Here is a 22,618-nt window from a genome sequence, read left to right as displayed (position 1 = left end):
TTTTTAATGTAATTTTTTTGCCACGAGTTTCACTAATTTACACTAATTGTATCGTTTTTAGTAATTGTCTTAAATTGTAATTCGTGTTGATTCATGAAATTCGTGGCCGACTTTTGATTTAGTATCTCATAAAAAAGCCTTAAATTAGTAAGTAAATTTTTTTAATCATGGAAACTTCTATACATCAAGATACATTCAAAATAAAGGCTCTGCGAAGAATGAAGCGAAACGCTTCGGCTCTTTTGGGTATTGCGGTGCTTCTTTTTATAATTGCGATTTACTTTAAAATTCCGATACTGCAAGCCTTTAGCGAAGCAGCAATGGTGGGCGGTATCGCCGATTGGTTTGCGGTTGTGGCATTGTTTCGGCATCCTATGGGAATTCCGATTTGGCATACGGCAATTATTCCAACCAAAAAGAATGAGATTGGAGAAAATCTAGGGAATTTTGTTTCTGAAGAATTTTTAAATCGTGAAAAACTCGAAATTAAACTCGACGAATTTAATTTTGCCAACAAAGCTTCAGATTGGCTTTCGAAAGAAGAAAACGCCGATAAAATTGCCAGTGTCGTTGCAGTAAATATAATACCAGGAATTTTAAGAACTATAAAAGATGAAGATGTAAGGAGATTTATTCAGGTTCAGTTTAAGGAAAAAATCGAAGGAATTAATTTTGGAGATTGGGTTGCGATGGCGCTCGAACCGTTGCAAAAAGGAAATGTAAAAGACGAACTGCTTACTAATCTTTTGGAGGTTATGAGTGCCGAACTTACAAGCAATAAAGATTTGATCAGGAAAAAAGTAAAAGCATCAACGCCTTTTTTGAGTTTTGGACTTGCCGATAAAAGTATTACCGAAGGTGTTTTTAATGGTTTACAGGATTTTCTTAACGAAGCAAAAAATCCCGAAAGTGCCGTACGGGTCAAAATAGATGAATATGTCGCTGATTTTCTCGATAGAATTAAAAATTCTGAAGAAATGAGAATTAAAATCAATGATATGATTCTAGGGTTTGTCGGCAAAAAAGAAGTTCAGGATTACATTAACGGCATTTGGGACGAAATAAAATTATCCATACATACTGATTTAGAAAAAGGTAATGATTCTTCTATCAAAAAAAGTGTTTCGAATTTAATTAAAGGTTTCGGAACTGGAATTCAGGAAGATCCAATAATGATTGACAAAATCAATAGTTTTATTAAAAATGATTTGCTGTCTGTACTTTTAAATAACAAGAGAGTCATCGGAGATTTGATTTCGTCAACTGTAAAAAGCTGGGATGGAAAAGAAGTTTCGGAAAAATTAGAATTAGAAATCGGCAAAGACCTGCAATACATTAGAATTAACGGAACCTTGGTTGGGGGCGTTATTGGTCTTGTTATTTATGGTGTTGAGCAGTTGTATCATTTTTTTCTATTCTAGAAGAGTATTAGTGAAAAATCTCGCAGAGGCGCAGAGGCGCAAAGTTTATAATTCTTTGCGACTTAGCGTCTTTGCGAGATTTTTTAAGTCTGCTAAAATGAACTTATATCACTTATATGGTTTGCAAAATTTTACAAAAGCGAATGACAAGTCATTGCATTAGGCTGTTGCACGCCCATCAATTCTAAAATAGTAGGAGCAATGTCACCTAGAACACCGTCGTTTATGTTTTTCAAATCTTTGTCAACTAAAATAATCGGCACTGGGTTTGTAGTGTGCGCTGTATTTGGAGAACCATCAGGATTAATCATGGTTTCGCAGTTTCCGTGGTCAGCAATTACAATTGTTGTGTAATTGTTTGCAAGAGCCGCTTCGATAACTTGTTTTGCACAAGCATCAACCGCTTCACAGGCTTTTATGGCTGCTTCCATAATTCCGGTGTGACCAACCATGTCTCCGTTAGCGAAATTCAAACAAACGAAATCAACTTCACCTTTGTTCAATTCAGGGACAAGAGCATCAGTAAGTTCGTAAGCGCTCATTTCTGGTTTTAAATCGTAAGTCGCTACTTTTGGAGAGTTTCTTAAGATTCTTTCTTCACCTTCAAAAGGGACTTCTCTTCCTCCTGAGAAAAAGAAAGTTACGTGCGGATATTTTTCAGTCTCCGCAATTCTGATTTGTTTTTTGCCTGCTTTTTCTAAAACCTCACCAAGGGTTTCTGTAATATTGTCTTTATTGTAAACTACTTTTACGTTTTGGTACGTTTCGTCGTAATTAGTAAGCGTTACATAATACAAGTTTAATTTGTGCATGTTCTGCTCGTGGAAATCTTGTTGCGAAAGTGCCTCTGTAAGTTCACGCCCTCTATCTGTTCTAAAATTGAAGAAAATAACAACATCGCCTTCAATAATAGTAGCAAGCGGTTTTGCATTTTCGTCAACCATAACAACTGGTTCTATAAATTCATCAGTAACATCTTTTTCATAGCTTTCAAGAACACTCTTAACAGGATTTGTAGAATGAGTTCCTGCTCCGTTTACAACTAAATCGTAAGCCAGTTTTACACGTTCCCATCTTTTATCACGATCCATTGCATAATAACGACCTATTATCGAAGCAATTTTTACTGGAGTATCTTTGATGTAATCTTCTAGGTCGTGAATGTATTTTGCACCCGATTTAGGATCAACATCGCGTCCGTCTGTAAAAGCATGAACGAAAACATTTTCTAAACCATATTCTTGAGAAGCATCGATTAATCCGCGAAGGTGTGAAGTATGTGAGTGAACACCACCATCTGAAACTAATCCTAAAAAGTGTACTTTTTTATTGTTGTCTTTGGCATAAGTAAAAGCATCAATAAGAACTTGCTCTTTTGCTAATGTTTTATGCTCTACGGCTAAATTAATTTTGGCTAAATCCTGATATACAATTCTTCCGGCTCCAAGGTTCATGTGACCAACCTCGCTGTTTCCCATTTGGCCTTCAGGAAGACCAACGTTTAGTCCATCGGTACGAAGTTGCGCGCTTGGGTAATTTTTGTAAAGACTGTTTATAAAAGGAACATTTGCATTGTCTATTGCGGATACTTTAGGGTCGGGAGATTTTCCCCAACCATCTAAAATCATAAGGATAACTTTTTTGTTCATTATTTTTTTGTTTTCCACAAAGATAAGCCATTTCTAAAATACGGCTCAAAAGCAATGTTACATTTATGTTTAATAAAATGAAGTGTAACAAAAAATAGCAATTTAATTATAGAAATCTTTATTTTTTAAAATTAATTCAGGCTAAGCTCTTTTTTGAATCTTATTTTTGACAGCATTATAGTCTATAAAATATTTTACGCTGATTGAAAAAATATGTTTTAAAGCATCATTTGTTAAGAGTCTCGAAACATTATCTTTAAAATCTTTGTCAATAATGCGTTCAAAATTAGAAGCATTATTTCGATACAATACCGAAACCTGACTGCCTGGCGCAAACCACCAAGAATAAGATAAATCGGCATTCCAGGAATAAAAACTTGAGTTTTTATTGTCGGTATATTGCGTATAAGGCGTAAGGCTTCCGTCTGTCTGTAAGTCCAAAATATCTTTATTATCGGCATACGACCAGTATTGACGAACTGCAAGATTAATTGTCATGGCGCTGTTTACGGCATATTTTCCACTGAGTGTGTTGGAATACGTAATTACGTTTCGGTTGGCAAAAATTATTTTATTTGGAGTATTTTCGTTATCATCTTCGTCAAAATTGTCAATATATCCTTTATTGTTGTTTCTTCTGAAATAACTAAAAAAATAAGTCAGTAAGAGTTTATCGCTGAAACGGTATCTCGGGCCGATATCAAAACCATACGAGATTCTTTCGGTTTCATCAAAAACATTAAAAGTTCCGTTAAGATCAAGTGCAAAAGGATAATTATAATTGGTAGAAATGCTTGCCCAGCTTTCTATTCTTCGCGGTATGGCAATATATCTGTTTTCGGCTCGGGGTTCGTAATAATCGTAAGTAAGAAGAGGATAAAATGTTACACCACCGCCGTAATAATTATTTTTTACTGTCGTTAAATTTATATTTGCGTTGAGATTGTTGTCCTGAAGTTTTCCAGATTCTCTATTAAATTCAGAATACATATTATAATTGATTCTGAAAGTATTAAAAAGTTTTGTCGGATTTAGGATTCTGTAATTGGCATTTCCGTAAAAGTTGTAATAATTGGTATAAAAATTAATGCCCAAATCATTCGGGTCAAAATCTTTGGTTACAAAATCAGTTCCAACACTGTAACGGTATTTTCCGCTGGTTTCTGCAAAGCTTACAGTTGAGTAAAATCCTTTTTTATCTACTAGATCATTAATAAGGCTGTATTTGGCATTTCCAAATAAGCTGTATGTGTTTGCTTTTGTATTTAAATCCCAAGCAAGTCCTGTGACATTAGCATCTTTGTAATGACCATTTCGTGTTACATTGGTATTGATGAAAGTTATGGACGAATTTTTTCTAAAACGCTGATCCAAAACCAAGACATTGTAATTGGTCAATGGTTCTACAACGGTGCGTCTCGTTTCTCCAGAAACAGTATCTTTTATAGTAGCAAAGGTTTTTTCGGTAACGGCATTCAGAATTCCGATTCCTAATCCGCCTTTAGTTCTTCCAGAAAGTTTTAGTGCATTGATGAGATTGACGTTTTGCACCGTTTCAATAATCTCTTCATTATCATTTAAATCCGGTTCAACCGAAGGAGTGCCGCCAATTCTTCTAGAATAAAACATTTTTCCTTTATTGAATAAATCGGTTCCTTCTGTAAAAAAAGCCCTGTTTTCATTGAATTGCTGTTCAAACGGACCCAAATTCAAAATCTGGTCGTCGTATTTGGTTTGCCCAAAGTCTGGAATTAGAATCGCATCAACAGTAAAAGCATCATTTATCCCGTATTTGATATCCATTCCACCTTTCATTGTACCATAGGTTTTTTGTCCATCACCGGCATTTAGGTAATAAGAAGCATATGGCATAAAAAACAGTCGAGTAGGAGGTTTTATGTTTTCGATTCCTTCTAATGCTCCGGTTTGTTGTGTAAAAGTTCCGAGTTTATTGTCGACAAAGTTCCAAGTGTATTTATAACGGGTCCTTTTTACTTCCCTAAAAAAGTTAATTCCCCAAGTCTGCTTGTTTTCTGCAGAAAAACGCAACGCAGAATAAGGAATTTTGATTTCTACAATCCATCCTTTTTCTGTAATTGCGGCTTTACTGATCCAAACAGCATCCCAGGAATAATCTTCTCCGTTGGCATCGGTCATAATACAATCGCCTTGTACATCTGCTGCAGAAACGTAAAACATAAAATCTTGCTGGCCGTCATTAAAACCATTTATGAATACACCAAATAAATCGGCTGTTCCAAAATTATCTCGTTGCGAAATTTCTTTTAAGATTTTATGAGGTTCATCATCATACATCATGGCGCCAATGTAGATGGCATCATTATCGTATAAAATTTTGATAGTGGTTTTTTGATTTTCGGGTTCCGGTTTTCCGTTATCTGGTTCGTAGGTAACAAAATTAGAGGCCGTTGTGGCAGTTTCCCAAATAGGTTCATTTAGTTTTCCGTCAATAACAATATTTTGCGAAGTGACCTGAGCTTGCATAGTTTTCTTTTGGGCAAAAATTCCAATAGAAGATAAAAGAATAAAAAAGAAAACTAATTTTTTCATGTTTAATCAGAAGCGTTATTCAATAAAATAGACAATAGATTATCGAATTTGTTACAGTTGAATTTTACGGATTTATATAATTTCCACAAAATTTTAATTTTTTGTAGGTAATTACGGCGCAAAAGTAATTGATTTTCGAGATTGTCCTAATTTTTTATTTAGAAATTGTTAAAGTTTCAACAAAAACAGCCTCATTTACAGAGTTTTATTTGGTCACCGATAATTTTTTTATACTTTTGCCCTACCCAAATTTTTGTTTAACCTAAAGAAATTCAATGATTTACAAAATTTATCCGCTATTGGTGTTTTTGTTATTGTCTTTTGGAAAAGATTCGAAAAACACTCCCGACCTTAAAAAAGCAACTGCAGTAAGAACGATTGCAAAAGTTGAGAAAGCAACTGTTGATGCTAAAATCGAAAGCGTTTATAATGCTTTAGACCCTAACAATTTTAAACTTCCTGAGCTTAGAACTTTTACAGAAGCGCTCAAAGGATTTTATCTGCTAAAAGAGAAAGGCGTAATCAAAAAGAACATTTTAACTCTGATTGATTTCAGCATGTCTTCAAACACAAAACGTTTGTGGGTTATTGATCTTAGTACAAATACCGTTTTATTTAATTCATTAGTGGCTCACGGCCGAAATACTGGCGAAGAATTTGCGACGGCATTTTCAAACTTAAATTCTTCATTTAAAAGTAGTTTAGGTTTTTATGCAACTGGCGAGATTTACCAAGGAAAACATGGCGCTTCTTTACGTCTTGACGGCTTAGAAAATGGTGTAAACGATAATGCCCGCGAGAGAGGCGTGGTAATGCACGGAGCAGATTATGTGTCTGAATCTTTCATAAGAGACCATAAAAGATTAGGCAGAAGCCAAGGTTGTCCAGCAGTTCCTGTTGAATTGACAAACGAAATAATTCAATTAATCAAAGATAAATCTTGTTTGTACATTTATCACCCGTCGAGAAATTTTACGATGGAAGAACGGTTAATTTCTTAATAAAGCATACAAACCCGAATCTAAATCATATACATCAGCTCTGAACAGGAGCTGATTTTTTTTGCTCCACGCTGTCCAGTACCATTGGTACAAAGCATATTTTTTGTTAATCTTTACGCTTGTTGTTTTTTTAGAAGCAATAATAGTATCAATTCTGTCTTTCGGCCATGTTCCTTCCTCGTCAAGAATATGCTGCGCCAGTTCTAGAGGATTTTCAACACGCACGCAACCAGAACTCAGCGATCTATTGTTTCTTCCAAATATATTACGGTGATTCGTATCGTGAAGGTAAACGCTGTAATGGTTTGGAAACATAATCTTCATAACTCCCAAAGAATTATTATACCCTGGGCTTTGAACATAACGATATCGGTTAGGTTTGTTTTCGTTCCAAGCAGCAGGCTCTACCACCTTGCCAGCAGAATCATAAATGGTAATATTCTTTTTGGCCAGATAATTACGATTGCGTTTCATGGCTGGAACAACATCTTCTTTTAAAATTGTAGGCGGAACGGTCCACGTAGGATTAAATACAACGGTTCTTAGTTTTGAAGTAATAACAGGAGTTCTTCTTTTATTAGTTCCAACTGCTACATTTCTAACCAAAGTTGTATCTTGATTTTCAACTACATTCAGGCTGTAATCTGGAATATTGATGATAAAATAGTTTTCTTCCAATTCTGAAGGATACCAGCGCCAGCGTTCTAAGTTGGCAATAATTTGCTCTTTTCTTTTTTCTTTAGAATAGTTTAATGCGCTAATAGTGCCGACACCAATAACACCGTCAGCTGCTAAGCCGTGACGTTCTTGGAATTTTTTCACGGCTTCAAAAGTCTTCTGGTCGTAAATTTTGTTCAAAGTGTCTTTTTTAGGCATATCATTCCAGTAAATCAATCGTTTTTTGATTGTTACTAATGCAGAATTTGTATCATTCAAAGTAAGTTTTGTAACCCCTTCAATAAGTTTTATGTCATCTTCTGGGAAATTATTTATGATTTCCAGCGCTTTCAAAAGTTCCTTGTAGATTTGAGTCTTTGGCTGAATATTCTCTACAACGCTGTCTAGCTTGTTGTTGTTGAAACCCTTAATGAGTACATTGTTGATATCGAAAGTTTTCTGTTCTATATCCCAGTTTCCGTAGATTTTTTTAGGATCTAATTTTCCTTTGTAGATATGATTTAAGTATTTTTCGAAATTATAGGTAAGTTGCAAATCATACGCAGCGAGATCGGTATCGCTCAAAGAGCCAATTTTGGATTCAAACTTTTTAAGCTGCACTATATTGTAATCTTCAGGATTTAAACCCAATGCTTCAGAATTTTCTAACTGTGTTAATACGAATGTCCTTTTTTTAAGATTTCCCCAGACAGTTGTATTTTCAGAAGCTGTATAAAACTGCTGTAATGTTTCGCTTTTGAATTTATTAATCGCAGCAGTGTCAATTGTTACTTTTCTTTCGTCAGTAAGTATGATGGCGGGTATTGGTTTTTTAGACAAAGAAGGTTTTTTCTCTTCTTCTTTTTTACAGCTTATAACAATCGATAATACTAACAAAAAGTAAAGTTTCTTCATATTATATTTTTTTAAACATCAAATAATGTTCTCCCACATCTTTAATATCAAAAGCCTCGCCAATTATTTGGTAATTCATTTTTTTATAAAATCCGACAGCGGCGGTTCTGGCATTAAACCAAATTAAATCAACATTTTGGGACTTGCAGAATTCTTCGCAGTGTTTTACCAAAGCTTCTCCATATCCTTTTTTCTGATGATTTTCGAGTACAGCCATGCCGCGAATCTGTGCTTGATTTTCGTCGGCAAATATAGAATTGATTTGTTGGAATAACGAAATAATTCCTGTTAAACTTTTGTCTTCAAATAATCCGAAATGATGAGTAGTGGGTAAATCGTCTCCTTCGAAGATGCAGCTTTCGATGGTTTTTCCTTTTCTAAGTACAGGTTGACGGACAATATAAGTTTCTTTTGAAGTGATTTCTTTAAGCGTATTCATAAAATTAAATTAAAAAGTAAAATTATAACTTTTTAATTTTAAATAGGTTATAAATAATTGTTGTTTTTTATTGATTTTTTTTGAGAAAAAGCTTGTTTTGAACTTAACTTTCTTTCTATATTTGCACCAGCAATGCGAAAGTAGCTCAGTTGGTAGAGCTCCAGCCTTCCAAGCTGGTTGTCGCGAGTTCGAGCCTCGTCTTTCGCTCTAAAGAACCAAGAAAATGGTTTTTTGTCAAAAGTAAATAATTTTTGATTTTTATTTTTTAATATTAAAAATTTGTTTATATTTGCACCCTGTTAATGCGAAAGTAGCTCAGTTGGTAGAGCTCCAGCCTTCCAAGCTGGTTGTCGCGAGTTCGAGCCTCGTCTTTCGCTCTTTAAAAGCCTCAAACATTGTTTGAGGCTTTTTTATTTTCAAGTAATATGTGAATTTTAATTCATTTTAAATCCCAAATTCCAATCTTGTGTTAAGTTCTGGAATTTGGAATCTGACATATTTAAAATTTTTATTTTAAATCGCTCAAGTCGCTTTCGGCTTCTAGTTCTTCTGGAGTTTGGTTTTGTTTAAAAAGTCTTGCTTTCAAATCTCCTTTCAAAGTTATTTTGTCTCCTTTAACTTCTAGCCAGCTTCCTTCTCTTAAGCCTAAAACCGGAATTGAATTAAAGGCATGAAATTCCTTGATTCTCGTTTCGCGAGTTTCGCCCATATGTTTAGATTGCAAATCGGCATCTAAATAATGCGGATTTAAATTGAAAGGAATCAAGCCCAAAGTTTGAAAACTTGGAGGGTAAATGATAGGCATGTCGTTTGTGGTCTGCATAGATAAGCCGCAGATGTTGCTTCCGGCGCTAGATCCTAAATAGGGCGTTCCGTTTTTAACGGTTTCAGAAAGCAACTGCATGATGTTGTTTTTGTAAAGCTGTGTCACTAGCAGAAAAGTGTTGCCGCCGCCTGTAAATATTCCTTCAGCATTTTTTACAGCTTCTTGTGGGTTTTCATATTCATGAATTCCTTTAACAGTAATATTTATGCTGTTAAAAGCTTGAGCTGCCTTTTGTGTGTATTCGTCGTGTGAGATGCCTCCAGGACGTGCATATGGAATAAATAAAATGCTTTTGCAATTTTTAAAATGTGATTTTAAGACAGGAAGTAGGTATTCCAGATAATTTCCTCCGTGAAGTGTTGAGGTGCTTGCAATAATAATGCTTTTCATAATTTTTTAACTCAAAATTCTGCCGTTAAAGGTATTAAAAAACTCCCTTTGAAACTCGGACATAATTGTTTTAATTAACATATTTTTACCAACCTGTTAATACTTAATTTGGAATACATTAGGATATTTTTACATTTTTAAGAATTACTAAACATTTTGCATTTTGATTCATAAATTTATCTGCTTTTTAATTGTTGTTTTGGGTCAGAATGGCTGGTCGCAAAATTCGGAGCGTTCTGTTATAAACGGAAAAATCACTTCAAATACAGCCAATACTTCAGATTTGGAAGGTGTTTATGTGATTAATGCGCAGACAGAAGCTTCTGCGATTACAGATGCTTCGGGCTCTTTTTCAATTCTAGCAAAAGCAGATGATGTTTTGGTTTTTTCTTCAGTTGGCTTCAAAGAAAAACGTGTTGTTCTGACTTCTGAAAATTTTACTGATTTAAATTTTACCATAAAACTTAATATGGTAATGCATCAACTTGAAGAGGTAATTGTTAAAAGATACGATAACATAAATGCTGTAGCTTTAGGGATTGTTTCGGCGGATCAGAAAAGCTACACTCAGGCTGAGCGCAAGCTGAAAACCGCAACGGCGTTGGATCCAACTGCGACTGCTGGCGGAATGGTTGGCGGTTCTATCTCGGCAGATCCTCTGTTGAATTTTTTCTCTGGAAGAACGGCAATGCTTAAAAAAGAAAAAGAGGTTGAAAAGAAAGAGTTTTTTATGAAACTTTTGGAAAAAATGTTTAGCTGGGAGCACTTTGTAGAGCGACTTAAAATTCCGGCAGAATATGTAAAAGGCTTTGAATATTATGCTGTTGAAAATGATAAGTTTACGGTTATTCTGAATTCAAAAAATAAAACTTCTACCGAATTTCTTCTCGGGGAATTGGCTGTGAAATATAAAGAATTGATTGCTGGTGAGAATAAGTAAATTCATAAAGATTGTTCTTTTGTTTTTGTTTGTGCAGATTTCTTTTGCGCAGAATATTGTCTTTAAGGAATTGTCAGGAAAAGTTACAGAAGGGACTACCCCTGTTGAAAATGTAAATATTATTAACAATAATACTCAGGCGGCAACGGTCACGGATTCTGATGGTAATTTTTCGATACCAGTCAGAGAAGGCGATGTTTTGGTTTTTTCAGCTGTCAATTTGGAGCCGGTTAAGCTTAGAATTACAACAGAACAGCTTTCTTTAAAAGAACTTATTGTGAGGATGACTGCAAAAGAAGTACAGCTTAAAGAAGTTGTTGTAAATGAAAACGCAGGAATTACAGCAGAAAATCTCGGAATTGTACCTCGCGGTCAAAAAAAATATACTCCCGCAGAAAGAAAAGTTTATACGGCAACTTCGACTTCTATTGACAAGTTGCTCAATAAAATTTCGGGCCGCACCGCAATGCTTAAAAAAGAGGTGGATGTTGAGAAAAAAGAAATGCTTTTCAGAAAAATGGAGTATCTTTTTGATGAGAATTATTACACGGAAAGATTGAAGATACCTGTGAATGATGTAAAAGGATTTCAGTTATTTTGTATAGATGATGCTGAATTTGCCGTATCTTTGAATAGTAAAAACAAAACAATGAGTATGTTTTTGATCACAGATTTAGCAAGAAAATATCTAACAATTCTCGGAAATGAAAAATAAATTAGGAATACTCGTTGTATGCTTCTTTTGTCAAATTGTATTAGGGCAAAACGGTTCAAGAAAACCTCTTCACGGTCAAGTTAAAAATGATTTTTTAACCATTGAAAGTGGTTATGTTATGAATGTTAATGCAAATGTGCGGACTTTTATTGGTTCAAACGGTTTCTTTGATATTATGGCAAGACCAAAAGATACACTGCTTTTTTCTGGTATAGCTTTTCAGTCTAAAAAAATCGTCTTAACTGAAGCAGATTGCGCTCAGGTTTTGTTTATTGCCAAATTAGATTTGGTCAACAATCAGTTAAAGGAAGTCGTGGTTCATAAAGAATTAAAAGTGAAAGGGGTGCAGGGCAATTCACAGCGAATTGTAGATACGCAGTTTGAAGACGACAGACAGTCGACGGCCAAAAATAACGTTATGTACTCGGATCAGACCATTAAATATGGGACAGACTTTGTACGAATCTTTAAAGATGTCAAAAAGCTGTTGAGTAAAAAAGAAGATGTAAAAGAAGAAGAAGTTACTGATATCGCTTTTGTGGAATATGCTAAAGATAATTTTACAAAAGATTTTTACACCAAAACACTCGATCTTAAAGAAGACGAAATAGAGCTGTTTCTAATGTATTGTTCTAATGATGTTTCTTCTAAGCAATTTTTAAAACCCGATGAAAAATTTCAGTTAATGGATTTCATGGTCAATAAGAATAAAGAATTTAAGAAAATTGCATCCCAAAAATGAAAAATAGATTAGGTTGCTTTTTTCTGGTAGTTGTTTCTGTTTTGTCTTCTGGTTTTGGCTTTCATAAATTTTATGTAGGCGTTTTTCAGGTAAATTATGCTCAAGAAAAGAAAATGCTTCAAATTACTTCTCGGATTTTTATTGACGACCTAAACAATGCAATGGAGAAAAAATACCACAAGAAAACATTTGTAGGTACAGACAAAGAAACTCTGGCGGATCTCGATTTGTTAAAAAAATATCTTTCCGAACATTTTATAATTAAAGTAAACGGCCAGTCAAAAGTAATTTCCTTTTTGTCTAAAGAAGTAGAGGCAGGCGATGTCTTAGTGTGCTATTCAAGAATAAAAGATATTGATAAAATTAAAACATTAGAAATTTCAAATACTTTGCTGGTGGACTGGAATTCTGAACAGCAGAATATTACACATATTTCAGCATTTGGCACCAAAAAGAGTGTTCTTTTTACAGAATCTTCAAGGAAAGAAGTGTTAAAGTATTAATGGATAAGTAGAAGTATTGTTTTAATTACTATTTTCACAGCCTGACAAAAAGACCATTAAAATTTTATGAAAAAACTTTCATTATTATTGCTTTTTCCTGCAATGTTAGCGGCACAGGATAAAGCGCCTGCGGCAAAGCAACAGGGTAAATATGATACAAACAAGTTCAGCCAGATGTATGATCTTCTGGCAACTCCAAATATGTTCCGTACCGCTTCAGGAGCACCAGGGCCAGCTTATTATCAACAACAGGCAGATTATAAAATTGATGTTGAGCTAGATGATAAAAATTCAAGATTAAGCGGTTTTGAAACCATAACTTATTCGAATAATTCTCCGGATAGTTTGGAATATTTATGGGTTCAGTTAGATCAAAATCAGGCAAAAGCCAACACGCAGACTTCGCTGGCAGAAAGCGATAAAATCAATCAGGTTTTGCCCTTGGAAGGTTTTTCAAGCAAATATTTAAAGAAGGATCTTGAGCGTGGTTTCAATATCGAGCAAGTAAAAGATGCGAAAGGAAATCCGCTTTCTTATACCATCAACGAAACAATGATGCGTATTAATCTGACTTCGCCTTTAAAACCAGGAGAAAAAATCTCTTTTTCTGTAAAATGGTGGTACAACATCAATAACTACAGAAAAGAAGGTGGTCGTTCGGGATATGAGTTATTCGAAAAAGACGGAAACAAATTATATGTAATTGCCCAGTTCTACCCAAGAATGGCGGTTTACAATGATGTAGAAGGTTGGCAGAACATGCAGTTTTGGGGAAGCGGAGAGTTTGCTCTTCCTTTCGGAAATTTTGACGTAAACATTACCGTTCCTGCTGATCACGTGATTGATGCAACAGGAGAATTGATGAACAGAAGCGAAGTTTTTACTCCAGAACAGGTAAAACGTTACGAGCAAGCTCAAAAATCATTTGACAAACCAGTTGTAATTGTAACTCAGGCAGAAGCTGAAGTTGCTGAAAAAGGATTTTCTGAAAAGAAAAAAACATGGAAATTCAGCGCAAAAAATGTGCGCGACTTCGGTATTGCATCTTCAAGAAAATTCATTTATGATGCAATGGCAGTAAAGCTTAATAATAAAATTGTTATGGCAGAATCTGTTTACCCTAAAGAGGCAAATCCGCTTTGGGGAGAAACCTCTACGATGACTGTTGCACATACTTTAAAAAGCTATTCTTCTCATACATTTGATTATCCTTATCCAAAAGCTGTTTCTGTTTCTGCAGAAGATCAGGGAATGGAATATCCTATGATTTGCTGGAATTACGGTCGTCCTGACGAAAACGGGGTTACAAGCAGAGAAGTTAAAAACGGAATGATAGGTGTGGTGATTCACGAGGTTGGGCACAACTTTTTTCCAATGATTGTAAATTCAGACGAACGTCAATGGACTTGGATGGACGAAGGTTTAAATTCATTTTTAGAATATTTGGCAGAGCAGGAATTGGATCCAAACTTTCCATCGAGAAGAGGCCCTGCTAAAAATATTGTTCCTTATATGAGTGGAGATCAGAAATTCTTGGAGCCGATTATGTCAAATTCTGAGACGATTCACCAATTTGGAAATAATGCTTACGGAAAACCGGCTACAGGATTAAATATCATGAGAGAAGTGGTAATGGGACATGAGCTTTTTGATCATGCTTTTAAAACCTACGCAAACAGATGGAAATTTAAACATCCAACTCCTGAAGATTTCTTTAGAACTATGGAAGATGCTTCTGCGGTAGATTTAGACTGGTTTATAAGAGGGTGGTTTTATTCGACAGATTTTGTTGATATCGCCATTAACAATGTAAAACAATATTACGTTTCTGAAAAACCAACAGCTGACTTAAAGGATGTAAAAGTGAGAAAAGGACGTTTCGGTTTTGAAAAAGGTCCGTTTGTTTACTTAGTTTCAGGAGATAATTCAGAAGTAAATTCATCGAGTAAAAAAGCCTTAAAAGTAGAGGACATTAAGCCATTGGCAGAATATGTGGATCAAACTTTTACAGCAGAAGAAAAAGCAAATATCAAATCGCCTAAATATTTCTATGAAGTAGAATTTTCTAAACCAGGCGGAATGATCATGCCAATTTTAGTTGAGATTACTTATGAAGACGGTACAAAAGAGAATTTTAAATATCCAGCGCAAATCTGGAGAAAAAATAATGATACTGCCAGAAAAGTATATGCTACAACAAAAGCCATTAAGAGTATTCAGATCGATCCAAAACTGCTTACCGCAGATATAGATGTAACGAACAATTCTTGGCCAAAGGCAGATACAAAGTCAAAATTTGACTAAACAAATAAAATTACAGAAGAAAGTTCACCAGGTTTAAAAAGCTTGGTGAACTTTTTTCTTTTGTATTAAATGCATTTTAAAGGACTTTTTAAGTTAATTTTAAAACTCAAAGCTTCAAAATTTAATATCTTTGCGACAACAAAAATTAAAATTATGTTTGGTATAGGAGGAGGAGAACTAGTTTTCATACTATTTGTAGTGCTAATGCTTTTTGGTTCTGATAAAGTGCCAGAAATAGCGCGAACAATGGGAAAAGCTATGGCTCAGTTAAAAAATGCAACCAACGATATTAAAAGTGAAATTCAAAAAGGTGCAGAGGCAAATGGTCTTGATGCCAAATCTTTGAATGACATTACCGGAAATATCAATGCCGAGATCAATAGCGCAAAAGCGAATCTGATGGGGGATTCTCAAAGTCTATTGGGAGAAACTGCCACAGAAATAGAAAAAGTAAAAGAAGATATTGATGCTCTTTCAGGACCTATTAAACGCCAAAGATAATGCTTGAAAAAATAGAAGAATTAGATATAAATTTCCTTGTGTACCTGAACGGATTAGGTTCAGAAACTTATGATAAATTCTGGCTTATCATTACCAATCAATTGTATTGGACACCTTTTTTTCTGCTTCTGTTTTATTTGATTTATAAAAAGGTAGGCGGAAAACAAACCTTGTACATACTTCTTTTTATTGCAATTTTAATTGCTTTTACAGATCAGACGACTAATTTGTTTAAGCACACTTTTCAGCGTCTGCGTCCTTGCAATAACCCAGACCTAAAATCGATTATTCGTATCGTTCAGATTCGTAATTCATATAGTTTCTTTTCGGGGCATGCGGCCAATACTATGGCAGTTGCATCTTTTCTGTTCTGGATTCTAAAACGTAAGTTTAGGTATTTCGGCTTTATCTTTTTATGGCCTTTGATTTTCGCTTACAGCCGAATTTATTTAGGATTGCATTATCCTGGTGATATTCTTACAGGTTATTTCTTTGGAGCTCTTTTTGGATCAATGCTTTATTTGGTTTACCGAAAACTAAAGCCACAGTATTTTCCGGAATAAATTTTTAAGTTACTAAGAATCTAAGTTTTTTATAAAAAGGCTTTAGCCAAAAATACGGTAAATATTTGGCTAAAGCCTTTTCAATATAAGCTTGTGTTAAAAACTGTAGCTAAAGTTGGGTCAATGTATTTCAATTTTAAATCTTAGCGTCTTAGGACCTTAGCTCCTTTAAAAGATTAATTTAGAATCGTTTTTTCACTCCATTCCAAACCTTGTGGAAGTTCTGTTTTGCTGAATTCTATATGAATGACTCTTCGTCTTTCATTATTGGTGGTTTTGTTTGAAGCGTGAAAAAGTAAAGGTTTCATAATCATAATACCGCCTTTTTCGACCTCGCAGATGGTTTCGTTTTCAAGTTTTAGATTCTCTACTCGAAAGATTCCTTTAGAATGAGAATTATTAATCACTTTTAAAGCGCCGTTTTCTTTTGTGGTTTTATCAATATGAATTCGAACCGTAAAATTATCTTCTAGGATTTCTTTTGGAGGTTGCACAGCAAACTGGTTTTGTTTTACGGTCCAGTTGTCAAAATTTTCAATCTCTAATTTTTTATCTACAGAAATCGTTAGGTCTTGATGATAAGCTACAAACCAATTTGATTTTTGTGGTTTATCAAAATAAATAGATTTGGTAATAAAATATCCTTTTCCAAAAGTGTTTTCAATAATGCTTTTTAGGTTTTCATTAAAAATAAAATCTAAAGTTTCCGGAAATTCTTTATGAAATTGTCTAATAGCAAATAAATCCTGCGATTTTCTAAAAGTAGGATTTTCATTGTCGGTTTCTGTTTTATTTTCGATTAATGAAATTAGTTTTTCAATTTCATTTTCGGTATAAACAGCATTAATGATGGTAAATCCTTCTGAGTTTATTTCAGTGCCGTAATTCATATGTATTTATTTAAGGAAATGCAGAGAAACTCCGAACCTCAACTTTTAGAATGTCGAATAGATTAAAGTACTCTCGAAACGGTTAATCCGTCGCGAATAGGGAGCAAGACAGTCTCGACTCTTGGGTCGTTTTTCAAAAGCAAATTATACTCTAAAAGCACTTTTGTACTTACATCATTTGGATGAACAGGATCTAGGATTTTTCCGCTCCATAATACGTTATCAGACAAAATGATACCGCCTTTGTTTATTTTCGGAACAATCATTTCCCAATAATTCAGATAATTTTCTTTATCGGCATCAATAAAAACCAAATCAAATTTCACGTCTAAATCAGGGATAATAGTAACGGCTTCTCCTAAATGCTGAAAAATCTGTTTTCCCCAAGGAGAGGCATCAAAATATTTACGTTGAAAATCGACCAATTCTTCCTTAATATCAATAGTGTGCAACTGACCGTTTTCTTGCATTCCTTCACAAAGACATAAAGCAGCGTACCCAGTATAAGTGCCGATTTCAAGAATGTTTACCGGACGAATCAATTTAGACAACATGCTCAATACACGGCCCTGAAAATGCCCGCTCAGCATTCGCGGTAGCAAAATCTTCTGATAGGTTTCCTTGTTTAGTTTTGCCAATAATTCTGGCTCATTTTCAGAGTGCTGTTCGATATAATCTTCTAATTCCTGTGATATAAAATGCATGGTCCGTCTTTCAAATTTAAAATACAAAAATACAAAAATATACTGTTTTAATTTTGCATAAAAAAACCATTCGTTTCTGGCGAATGGTTTTAGTTCATCTATAAGATTAGCTTATTTTTTCAAAGCTTCTTTAACGTCTTTGGCTGTTTTTACAGTTCCGTCTTTTGCAGCTTTAGCGGCATTTTCAACTTTTTCAGCACCTTTTTTGGTGGCATCTTTTACATCTGTCGCAGTTTTCTTTGCGGCAGCTTCAACATCATCGGCAGCCTTTTGAGTTGCTTCTTTTGCTTTAGCGGCAGCATTTTCGGCTTTAACAACAGCGCTGTCTTTTACTTCTTCAATATCTGTTGTTAATGAATCTACTTTGTTTCCAAGTGTTAATTCATCTTCAGCTGGTTTCGGTTCTTTTTTTTCACATGACTGAACTCCGAATGCTAATAAAGCGATAACCGCTAAACTTAAAATTTGTTTTTTCATAATTGCTTTTTTTTAGGTTGATAAAATCTAAAGGTTATATGGCTGAAAAATAAAGTTACAAATTTTAAAATTTACTGAGCTCATAGTAAGATTATTTTTCTTCTAGAGCTAGACAATTCTTGTGCCAGAATTTTGCTTTTTTAAACTGCGATGAAAATTTTTTTTAACGAAATTAGATTGTTTATTTTATGGTTTGTAAATCAGTTATTTAATGACTAAAACATTGTCTCCTTTACTGTAGTCGGTCAAAGTGATATTAAAAATTATCGTTAAATCTTTACCAGCTCTCACAACTCCCAAAGCAGCGGTAGGAGCGGCCATTCCGAAATCTGCGAAAGTAATTTGATTAGAACCTTGTAGGATGAAATTTCCGTTATTAACAGTTATTCTCACCTGTGTTTTATATTCTTTGCTTACTCCGGCAATTGTGTAAACTCCAGTTAAAGTCCAAGTTGTTTCGTTTATTTTTTCAGCAGATTTCAAAACATATTTTACATTTTTGTGTGTTTTGGTGTCTAATGCTTCATAAGCTACGTCATCCATACTTGTTTTACTACTTTTAATGCTTTCTGCAGGAATAGTAATTGTAAAGCTGTTTATATCTGTTAGTTTAGAGTCTTTAACGGTTAAGTTTGCAGTACCAACTCCGTCTGTAGATTTCATTACCCAATCATGTACGTTAGAAGTTCCAGCAACTTCAAAAGTTGATCTTGTATTTAGACTGTAATTTCTTTGTGCATTTACTTGTAAAGTCATTGTAGTAATTACTAAGGCTAGGATTAATTTGATCGTTTTCATCTTTATGTGGTATTTAGTTAAAACCTTGAGATAGTTTGTTTTGATCTTGTTTTTGAGACTTAGACTACTATCTTTTTCTTGTACCAAATGTATTGCGAATGAACAGCATAAGAGATGATAAAAATCATGATTAAATCTTTATTTATTGTTTATTAATAATAGGGGAGTTTTGCTGTTTGAAGGAGATTAATAATTTTAAAAAAGACGGTTTGTGTTTAATGTTTTGATTTGTAGTATTTTAATTTTTTTACATGAAATAGTTTCAACTTATTTCCGGTATTTATGATATTAATATTTAATTAGGAATGAATAATTGAATAAGTTTTATTTTCAAATGGCAAGATTAAAATTCAAAAAAGGAATCTAGTTTTTTGAATTTTGATTAAGAATGACATCGAAAAACAAAAAAAATAATAAAAGTGCTTAACTTTGCAGCATGCAAATTGAGAAAAAAGACATAAGAGCCTTATCAAAAGAACAACTTCGAGATTTTTTTGTATCTAACGGAGACAAAGCTTTTCGGGGCAATCAGGTTTATGAATGGCTGTGGAGCAAAGGAGCGCATAGTTTTGAAGATATGACCAACGTAGCCAAAACTACAAGGTCGATGCTCGAAAATAATTTTGTAATCAATCATATTAAGGTAGATACCATGCAACGCAGCAGCGACGGAACAGTTAAGAATGCTGTACGTCTGCACGACGGTTTGGTGGTGGAATCTGTTTTGATTCCGACTGAAACCAGAACAACAGCTTGCGTTTCGAGTCAAGTTGGATGCAGTCTGGATTGTAATTTCTGCGCTACTGCTCGATTAAAAAGAATGCGTAATCTAGAGCCTGGCGAAATTTACGACCAAATTGTAGCAATAGACAAAGAAAGCCGTTTGTATTACAATCATCCGCTTTCGAATATTGTTTTTATGGGAATGGGAGAGCCTTTGATGAATTATAATAATGTCATCAAAGCAATCGATATGGTTACTTCTGATGAAGGTTTAGGAATGTCACCAAAACGAATCACGGTTTCTACTTCGGGAATTCCGAAAATGATTAGAAAAATGGCCGATGATGAAGTGAAATTCAAATTGGCTGTTTCGCTACACTCTGCAATAGATGATACGCGTGCGCGTATTATGCCTTTCAGCAAAAACTTTCCTTTAAAAGATTTAAGAGAAGCATTAGAATATTGGTACAGAAAGACAAAAAGTAAAATCTCGTACGAATATGTGGTTTGGAGAGGAATCAACGACGACAAAGCTTCTGTGGATGCGTTGGTTAAATTCTGTAAATATGTTCCTTGCAAGGTTAATTTAATAGAATACAATCCAATTGATGACGGGGAATTTCAGCAGGCATCAGAAGAATCGATTATGGCTTATATAAAAGCATTAGAAAATATAGGTGTAGTAGTAAAAGTAAGAAGAAGCCGAGGAAAAGACATCGACGCTGCTTGCGGGCAGTTGGCAAATAAAGAAGCATAATTTTTTTTAAGAAAAAGCAAAAAAGCATTAAAAACGAGATTTCTCTTGTCTTTAATGCTTTTTTTGGGCAAAAAGGATGCTTATTTTTTTAAGTCGACTTGCTCTGTCACACCATCTTTAGTGACAGAAGCCATAGTATCGCAGTCGCCATTTCCATAATCAATAACGGCAGAAGCTCCGTTTTTAGTTATGGAAACAATTCCTTTTAAGGCGAAAGATTTTCTGCAGGATGCTTTAAATTCTAACGGAGTGGTAATTTCGGCAGAGAACGTATCTCCGTTTGGAAAAGTTGTAGTACCGCTTCCTGTAACTACAAAAACATTATCATCCCAATCAAACCAAGTGTCATAGCCAGAGGTCATTTCTTTTACCAGGCTTCCTTTTCGGCTATAAACGTTTCCGTCATCAAAAGTAATAGTCAAATCTATAGACGCTGTAGAAACTGGGTGTGGCGTAACCAGCAAATTGGTTTCTTTTATGGTTCTTACAATACTTTTGCTTCCCTGCAATTTTCGTCCGTTATGGTAAAATCCTTCAAAAGTATAACTGATGGTATGAGTAGACGATGAAAAATCATTAGAAAACGAAATGATCATTTTACCTTTTACTGCATTTCCGTTATTCAATGTACAGCCTTCAACGCCAAAATCGACCGTTTTTGTCCAAGTGTTATTCGTTAAAACAGTTGTAATAACTGCGCAGCTTGGTAAAAAGTTCTTTATTGGTCCGGTGGCTTTTGCAGTTATATTCAGTTGTGAATTAAATTGATCTTCAGCGATATTGGTAACGTCTTCGATTGAGGCATCGATTTTAGAATTGGTGATAACTTCTTCGTTAGTAATTGCTGCAACTGAGCCGTCATTTGTTTTTTCATCAGAATTACAGCCAATGAAAAAAGACATTGCGATTAATGTTCCAAGTAATAAAAATTTAGTTTTCATAATAAATAGTTTAGTGATTACCTTTAATTAATGAACTTAAATTAGTACTAGATTGAAATGTTTTTGGATTGTTTTTTAGGCTGAGAAGTTAAAAATATTATAATCCTAACCTAAAATAGACAACGTATTTTTATTTAAAATAGTATATTTGAATTCGAAATGAATATCACCTCACAAATAAAACAGCCTATTTTTAACGAAATGGAACTTTTTGAAAAAAAGTTCCATGAATCGATGACTTCAAAGGTTGCATTGCTTAATCGTATTACTTATTATATCGTTAACCGAAAAGGGAAACAAATGCGTCCGATGTTTGTTTTTTTAACAGCCAAAATGGTTTCCGGAGGTACGGTAAACGAAAGAACTTATCGAGGTGCTTCGGTAATTGAACTCATTCATACCGCAACTCTTGTACATGATGATGTGGTAGACGACAGTAATCGCCGACGTGGATTTTTCTCAATCAATGCGCTTTGGAAGAACAAAATCGCTGTTTTGGTTGGAGATTATTTGCTTTCAAAAGGTTTGTTGCTTTCAATTGACAATGGTGACTTTGATTTGCTTCAGATTATTTCTGTTGCCGTTCGCGAAATGAGTGAAGGCGAATTGCTTCAAATCGAAAAAGCAAGAAGACTTGACATTACTGAAGATGTTTATTACGAAATCATCCGAAAAAAGACGGCTACACTTATTGCGGCTTGCTGTGCGCTGGGCGCAAAAGCGGTAATAGAAGACACTGTTCAGGTCGAAAATATGCGCAAGTTCGGTGAGCTTATCGGAATGGCTTTTCAAATCAAAGACGATTTATTTGATTACAGTGAAGAAGCAATAGGAAAACCAACTGGAATAGATATTAAGGAGCAGAAAATGACATTGCCTTTAATTCATGTTTTAAATACTTGTACGGCACAAGAAAAAAAGTGGCTGATAAACTCCATCAAAAACCACAACAAAGACAAAAAACGCGTAAAAGAGGTTATTGCCTTTGTAAAAAATAATAACGGCCTGGTTTACGCCGAAAACAAAATGGTGCAGTTTCAACAGGAAGCGCTTTCTCTTCTTCAAAACTTCGAAGATTCTGAGTATAAAGAGGCGCTGACTTTGATGGTTAACTACGTTATTGAAAGAAAGAAATAATTTTTTTAATTAGAAAATTTGTCAATTAGATAATTGACTTACTTTGTTGTAAGT

General features: G+C 34.4%; 21 protein-coding genes and 2 tRNA genes. 13 read left to right on the top strand and 10 right to left on the bottom strand.

Annotated elements, in window-relative coordinates:
- Positions 1-167 precede the first annotated feature (167 nt).
- Positions 168-1,421, top strand: coding sequence for a DUF445 domain-containing protein (locus tag ACFFLS_RS10850; RefSeq protein ID WP_379684918.1), 1,254 nt, complete (start codon positions 168-170; stop codon positions 1,419-1,421).
- Positions 1,422-1,552: 131 nt separating this feature from the next.
- On the opposite strand, the gene gpmI is transcribed toward ACFFLS_RS10850, so the two are convergent.
- Together gpmI and ACFFLS_RS10840 are read right to left on the bottom strand one after the other, a co-directional pair.
- Positions 1,553-3,070, bottom strand: a complete 1,518-nt coding sequence (gene gpmI / locus ACFFLS_RS10845; RefSeq protein ID WP_379684919.1) for a 2,3-bisphosphoglycerate-independent phosphoglycerate mutase — start codon at positions 3,068-3,070, stop codon at positions 1,553-1,555.
- Between the two features lie 141 nt (positions 3,071-3,211).
- A complete protein-coding gene (locus tag ACFFLS_RS10840) occupies positions 3,212-5,641 on the bottom strand; it encodes a DUF5916 domain-containing protein (RefSeq protein ID WP_379684920.1) in 2,430 nt (809 codons plus the stop codon).
- 275 nt (positions 5,642-5,916) lie between these two features.
- Between ACFFLS_RS10840 and ACFFLS_RS10835 the strand changes: the two genes are divergently transcribed.
- Entirely contained in the window at positions 5,917-6,642 is a 726-nt protein-coding gene (locus ACFFLS_RS10835) for a murein L,D-transpeptidase catalytic domain family protein (RefSeq protein ID WP_379684921.1), read from the top strand.
- Here the strand turns inward: ACFFLS_RS10835 and ACFFLS_RS10830 are convergent.
- A complete protein-coding gene (locus ACFFLS_RS10830; RefSeq protein WP_379684922.1) occupies positions 6,631-8,214 on the bottom strand; it encodes a L,D-transpeptidase family protein in 1,584 nt (527 codons plus the stop codon). The two genes, ACFFLS_RS10835 and ACFFLS_RS10830, sit on opposite strands and share 12 nt — an antisense overlap.
- Position 8,215: 1 nt before the next feature.
- A complete protein-coding gene (locus tag ACFFLS_RS10825; protein WP_379684923.1) occupies positions 8,216-8,653 on the bottom strand; it encodes a GNAT family N-acetyltransferase in 438 nt (145 codons plus the stop codon).
- Positions 8,654-8,787: 134 nt separating this feature from the next.
- Here ACFFLS_RS10825 and ACFFLS_RS10820 point away from each other — a divergent pair.
- Positions 8,788-8,860 (top strand) — tRNA-Gly (locus tag ACFFLS_RS10820).
- A gap of 97 nt (positions 8,861-8,957) precedes the next feature.
- A tRNA-Gly gene (locus ACFFLS_RS10815) sits at positions 8,958-9,030 on the top strand.
- Positions 9,031-9,161: 131 nt separating this feature from the next.
- Here ACFFLS_RS10815 and pepE read toward each other — a convergent pair.
- Positions 9,162-9,869, bottom strand: coding sequence for a dipeptidase PepE (gene pepE / locus ACFFLS_RS10810; protein ID WP_379684924.1), 708 nt, complete (start codon positions 9,867-9,869; stop codon positions 9,162-9,164).
- Positions 9,870-10,032: 163 nt separating this feature from the next.
- Between pepE and ACFFLS_RS10805 the strand changes: the two genes are divergently transcribed.
- The 7 genes from ACFFLS_RS10805 to ACFFLS_RS10775 all read left to right on the top strand — a co-directional run bounded on the left by ACFFLS_RS10805 (position 10,033) and on the right by ACFFLS_RS10775 (position 16,137).
- A complete protein-coding gene (locus ACFFLS_RS10805; RefSeq protein WP_379684925.1) occupies positions 10,033-10,809 on the top strand; it encodes a carboxypeptidase-like regulatory domain-containing protein in 777 nt (258 codons plus the stop codon).
- Positions 10,796-11,524, top strand: a complete 729-nt coding sequence (locus ACFFLS_RS10800) for a carboxypeptidase-like regulatory domain-containing protein (RefSeq protein WP_379684926.1) — start codon at positions 10,796-10,798, stop codon at positions 11,522-11,524. Before ACFFLS_RS10805 ends, ACFFLS_RS10800 begins: the two co-directional genes overlap by 14 nt.
- Entirely contained in the window at positions 11,514-12,266 is a 753-nt protein-coding gene (gene bamP / locus ACFFLS_RS10795) for a BamP family beta-barrel-assembly machinery protein (protein ID WP_379684927.1), read from the top strand. The genes ACFFLS_RS10800 and bamP overlap by 11 nt, the downstream gene beginning before the upstream one ends.
- Positions 12,263-12,769 carry a DUF6702 family protein gene (locus ACFFLS_RS10790; protein ID WP_379684928.1) on the top strand — a complete coding sequence of 169 codons (507 nt, stop codon included), beginning with the start codon at positions 12,263-12,265 and terminating at the stop codon, positions 12,767-12,769. The genes bamP and ACFFLS_RS10790 overlap by 4 nt, the downstream gene beginning before the upstream one ends.
- A 66-nt stretch (positions 12,770-12,835) precedes the next feature.
- A complete protein-coding gene (locus tag ACFFLS_RS10785; RefSeq protein ID WP_379684929.1) occupies positions 12,836-15,073 on the top strand; it encodes a M1 family metallopeptidase in 2,238 nt (745 codons plus the stop codon).
- 153 nt (positions 15,074-15,226) lie between these two features.
- Entirely contained in the window at positions 15,227-15,574 is a 348-nt protein-coding gene (locus tag ACFFLS_RS10780) for a Sec-independent protein translocase subunit TatA/TatB (RefSeq protein ID WP_135222003.1), read from the top strand.
- The gene (locus tag ACFFLS_RS10775) at positions 15,574-16,137 is read left to right on the top strand and encodes a phosphatase PAP2 family protein (RefSeq protein WP_379689366.1); all 564 of its coding nucleotides are present in this window, start codon (positions 15,574-15,576) and stop codon (positions 16,135-16,137) included. The genes ACFFLS_RS10780 and ACFFLS_RS10775 overlap by 1 nt, the downstream gene beginning before the upstream one ends.
- A 176-nt stretch (positions 16,138-16,313) precedes the next feature.
- On the opposite strand, the gene ACFFLS_RS10770 is transcribed toward ACFFLS_RS10775, so the two are convergent.
- The 4 genes from ACFFLS_RS10770 to ACFFLS_RS10755 form a co-directional block, all read right to left on the bottom strand.
- On the bottom strand, positions 16,314-17,027 hold the full coding sequence (locus tag ACFFLS_RS10770) for a phytanoyl-CoA dioxygenase family protein (protein WP_379684930.1): 714 nt from the start codon (positions 17,025-17,027) through the stop codon (positions 16,314-16,316).
- A gap of 62 nt (positions 17,028-17,089) precedes the next feature.
- On the bottom strand, positions 17,090-17,731 hold the full coding sequence (locus tag ACFFLS_RS10765; RefSeq protein ID WP_379684931.1) for an O-methyltransferase: 642 nt from the start codon (positions 17,729-17,731) through the stop codon (positions 17,090-17,092).
- Positions 17,732-17,842: 111 nt separating this feature from the next.
- A complete protein-coding gene (locus ACFFLS_RS10760; protein WP_379684932.1) occupies positions 17,843-18,208 on the bottom strand; it encodes a hypothetical protein in 366 nt (121 codons plus the stop codon).
- A 204-nt stretch (positions 18,209-18,412) separates the two neighbouring features.
- Positions 18,413-19,006, bottom strand: a complete 594-nt coding sequence (locus ACFFLS_RS10755) for a YceI family protein (RefSeq protein WP_379684933.1) — start codon at positions 19,004-19,006, stop codon at positions 18,413-18,415.
- 436 nt (positions 19,007-19,442) lie between these two features.
- On the opposite strand from ACFFLS_RS10755, the gene rlmN reads away from it, so the two are divergent.
- Complete coding sequence (rlmN, locus tag ACFFLS_RS10750) at positions 19,443-20,486, top strand: dual-specificity RNA methyltransferase RlmN (RefSeq protein ID WP_379684934.1); 1,044 nt, start codon at positions 19,443-19,445, stop codon at positions 20,484-20,486.
- An 80-nt stretch (positions 20,487-20,566) separates the two neighbouring features.
- On the opposite strand, the gene ACFFLS_RS10745 is transcribed toward rlmN, so the two are convergent.
- A complete protein-coding gene (locus ACFFLS_RS10745; RefSeq protein WP_379684935.1) occupies positions 20,567-21,427 on the bottom strand; it encodes a hypothetical protein in 861 nt (286 codons plus the stop codon).
- A gap of 159 nt (positions 21,428-21,586) precedes the next feature.
- Between ACFFLS_RS10745 and ACFFLS_RS10740 the strand changes: the two genes are divergently transcribed.
- Positions 21,587-22,564 carry a polyprenyl synthetase family protein gene (locus ACFFLS_RS10740; RefSeq protein ID WP_379684936.1) on the top strand — a complete coding sequence of 326 codons (978 nt, stop codon included), beginning with the start codon at positions 21,587-21,589 and terminating at the stop codon, positions 22,562-22,564.
- The last annotated feature ends 54 nt before the right edge of the window (positions 22,565-22,618 follow it).

This window comes from Flavobacterium procerum (assembly GCF_042431625.1).
GTDB lineage: Bacteria > Bacteroidota > Bacteroidia > Flavobacteriales > Flavobacteriaceae > Flavobacterium > Flavobacterium procerum.
This window is presented reverse-complemented; position numbering and strand designations above follow the sequence as displayed.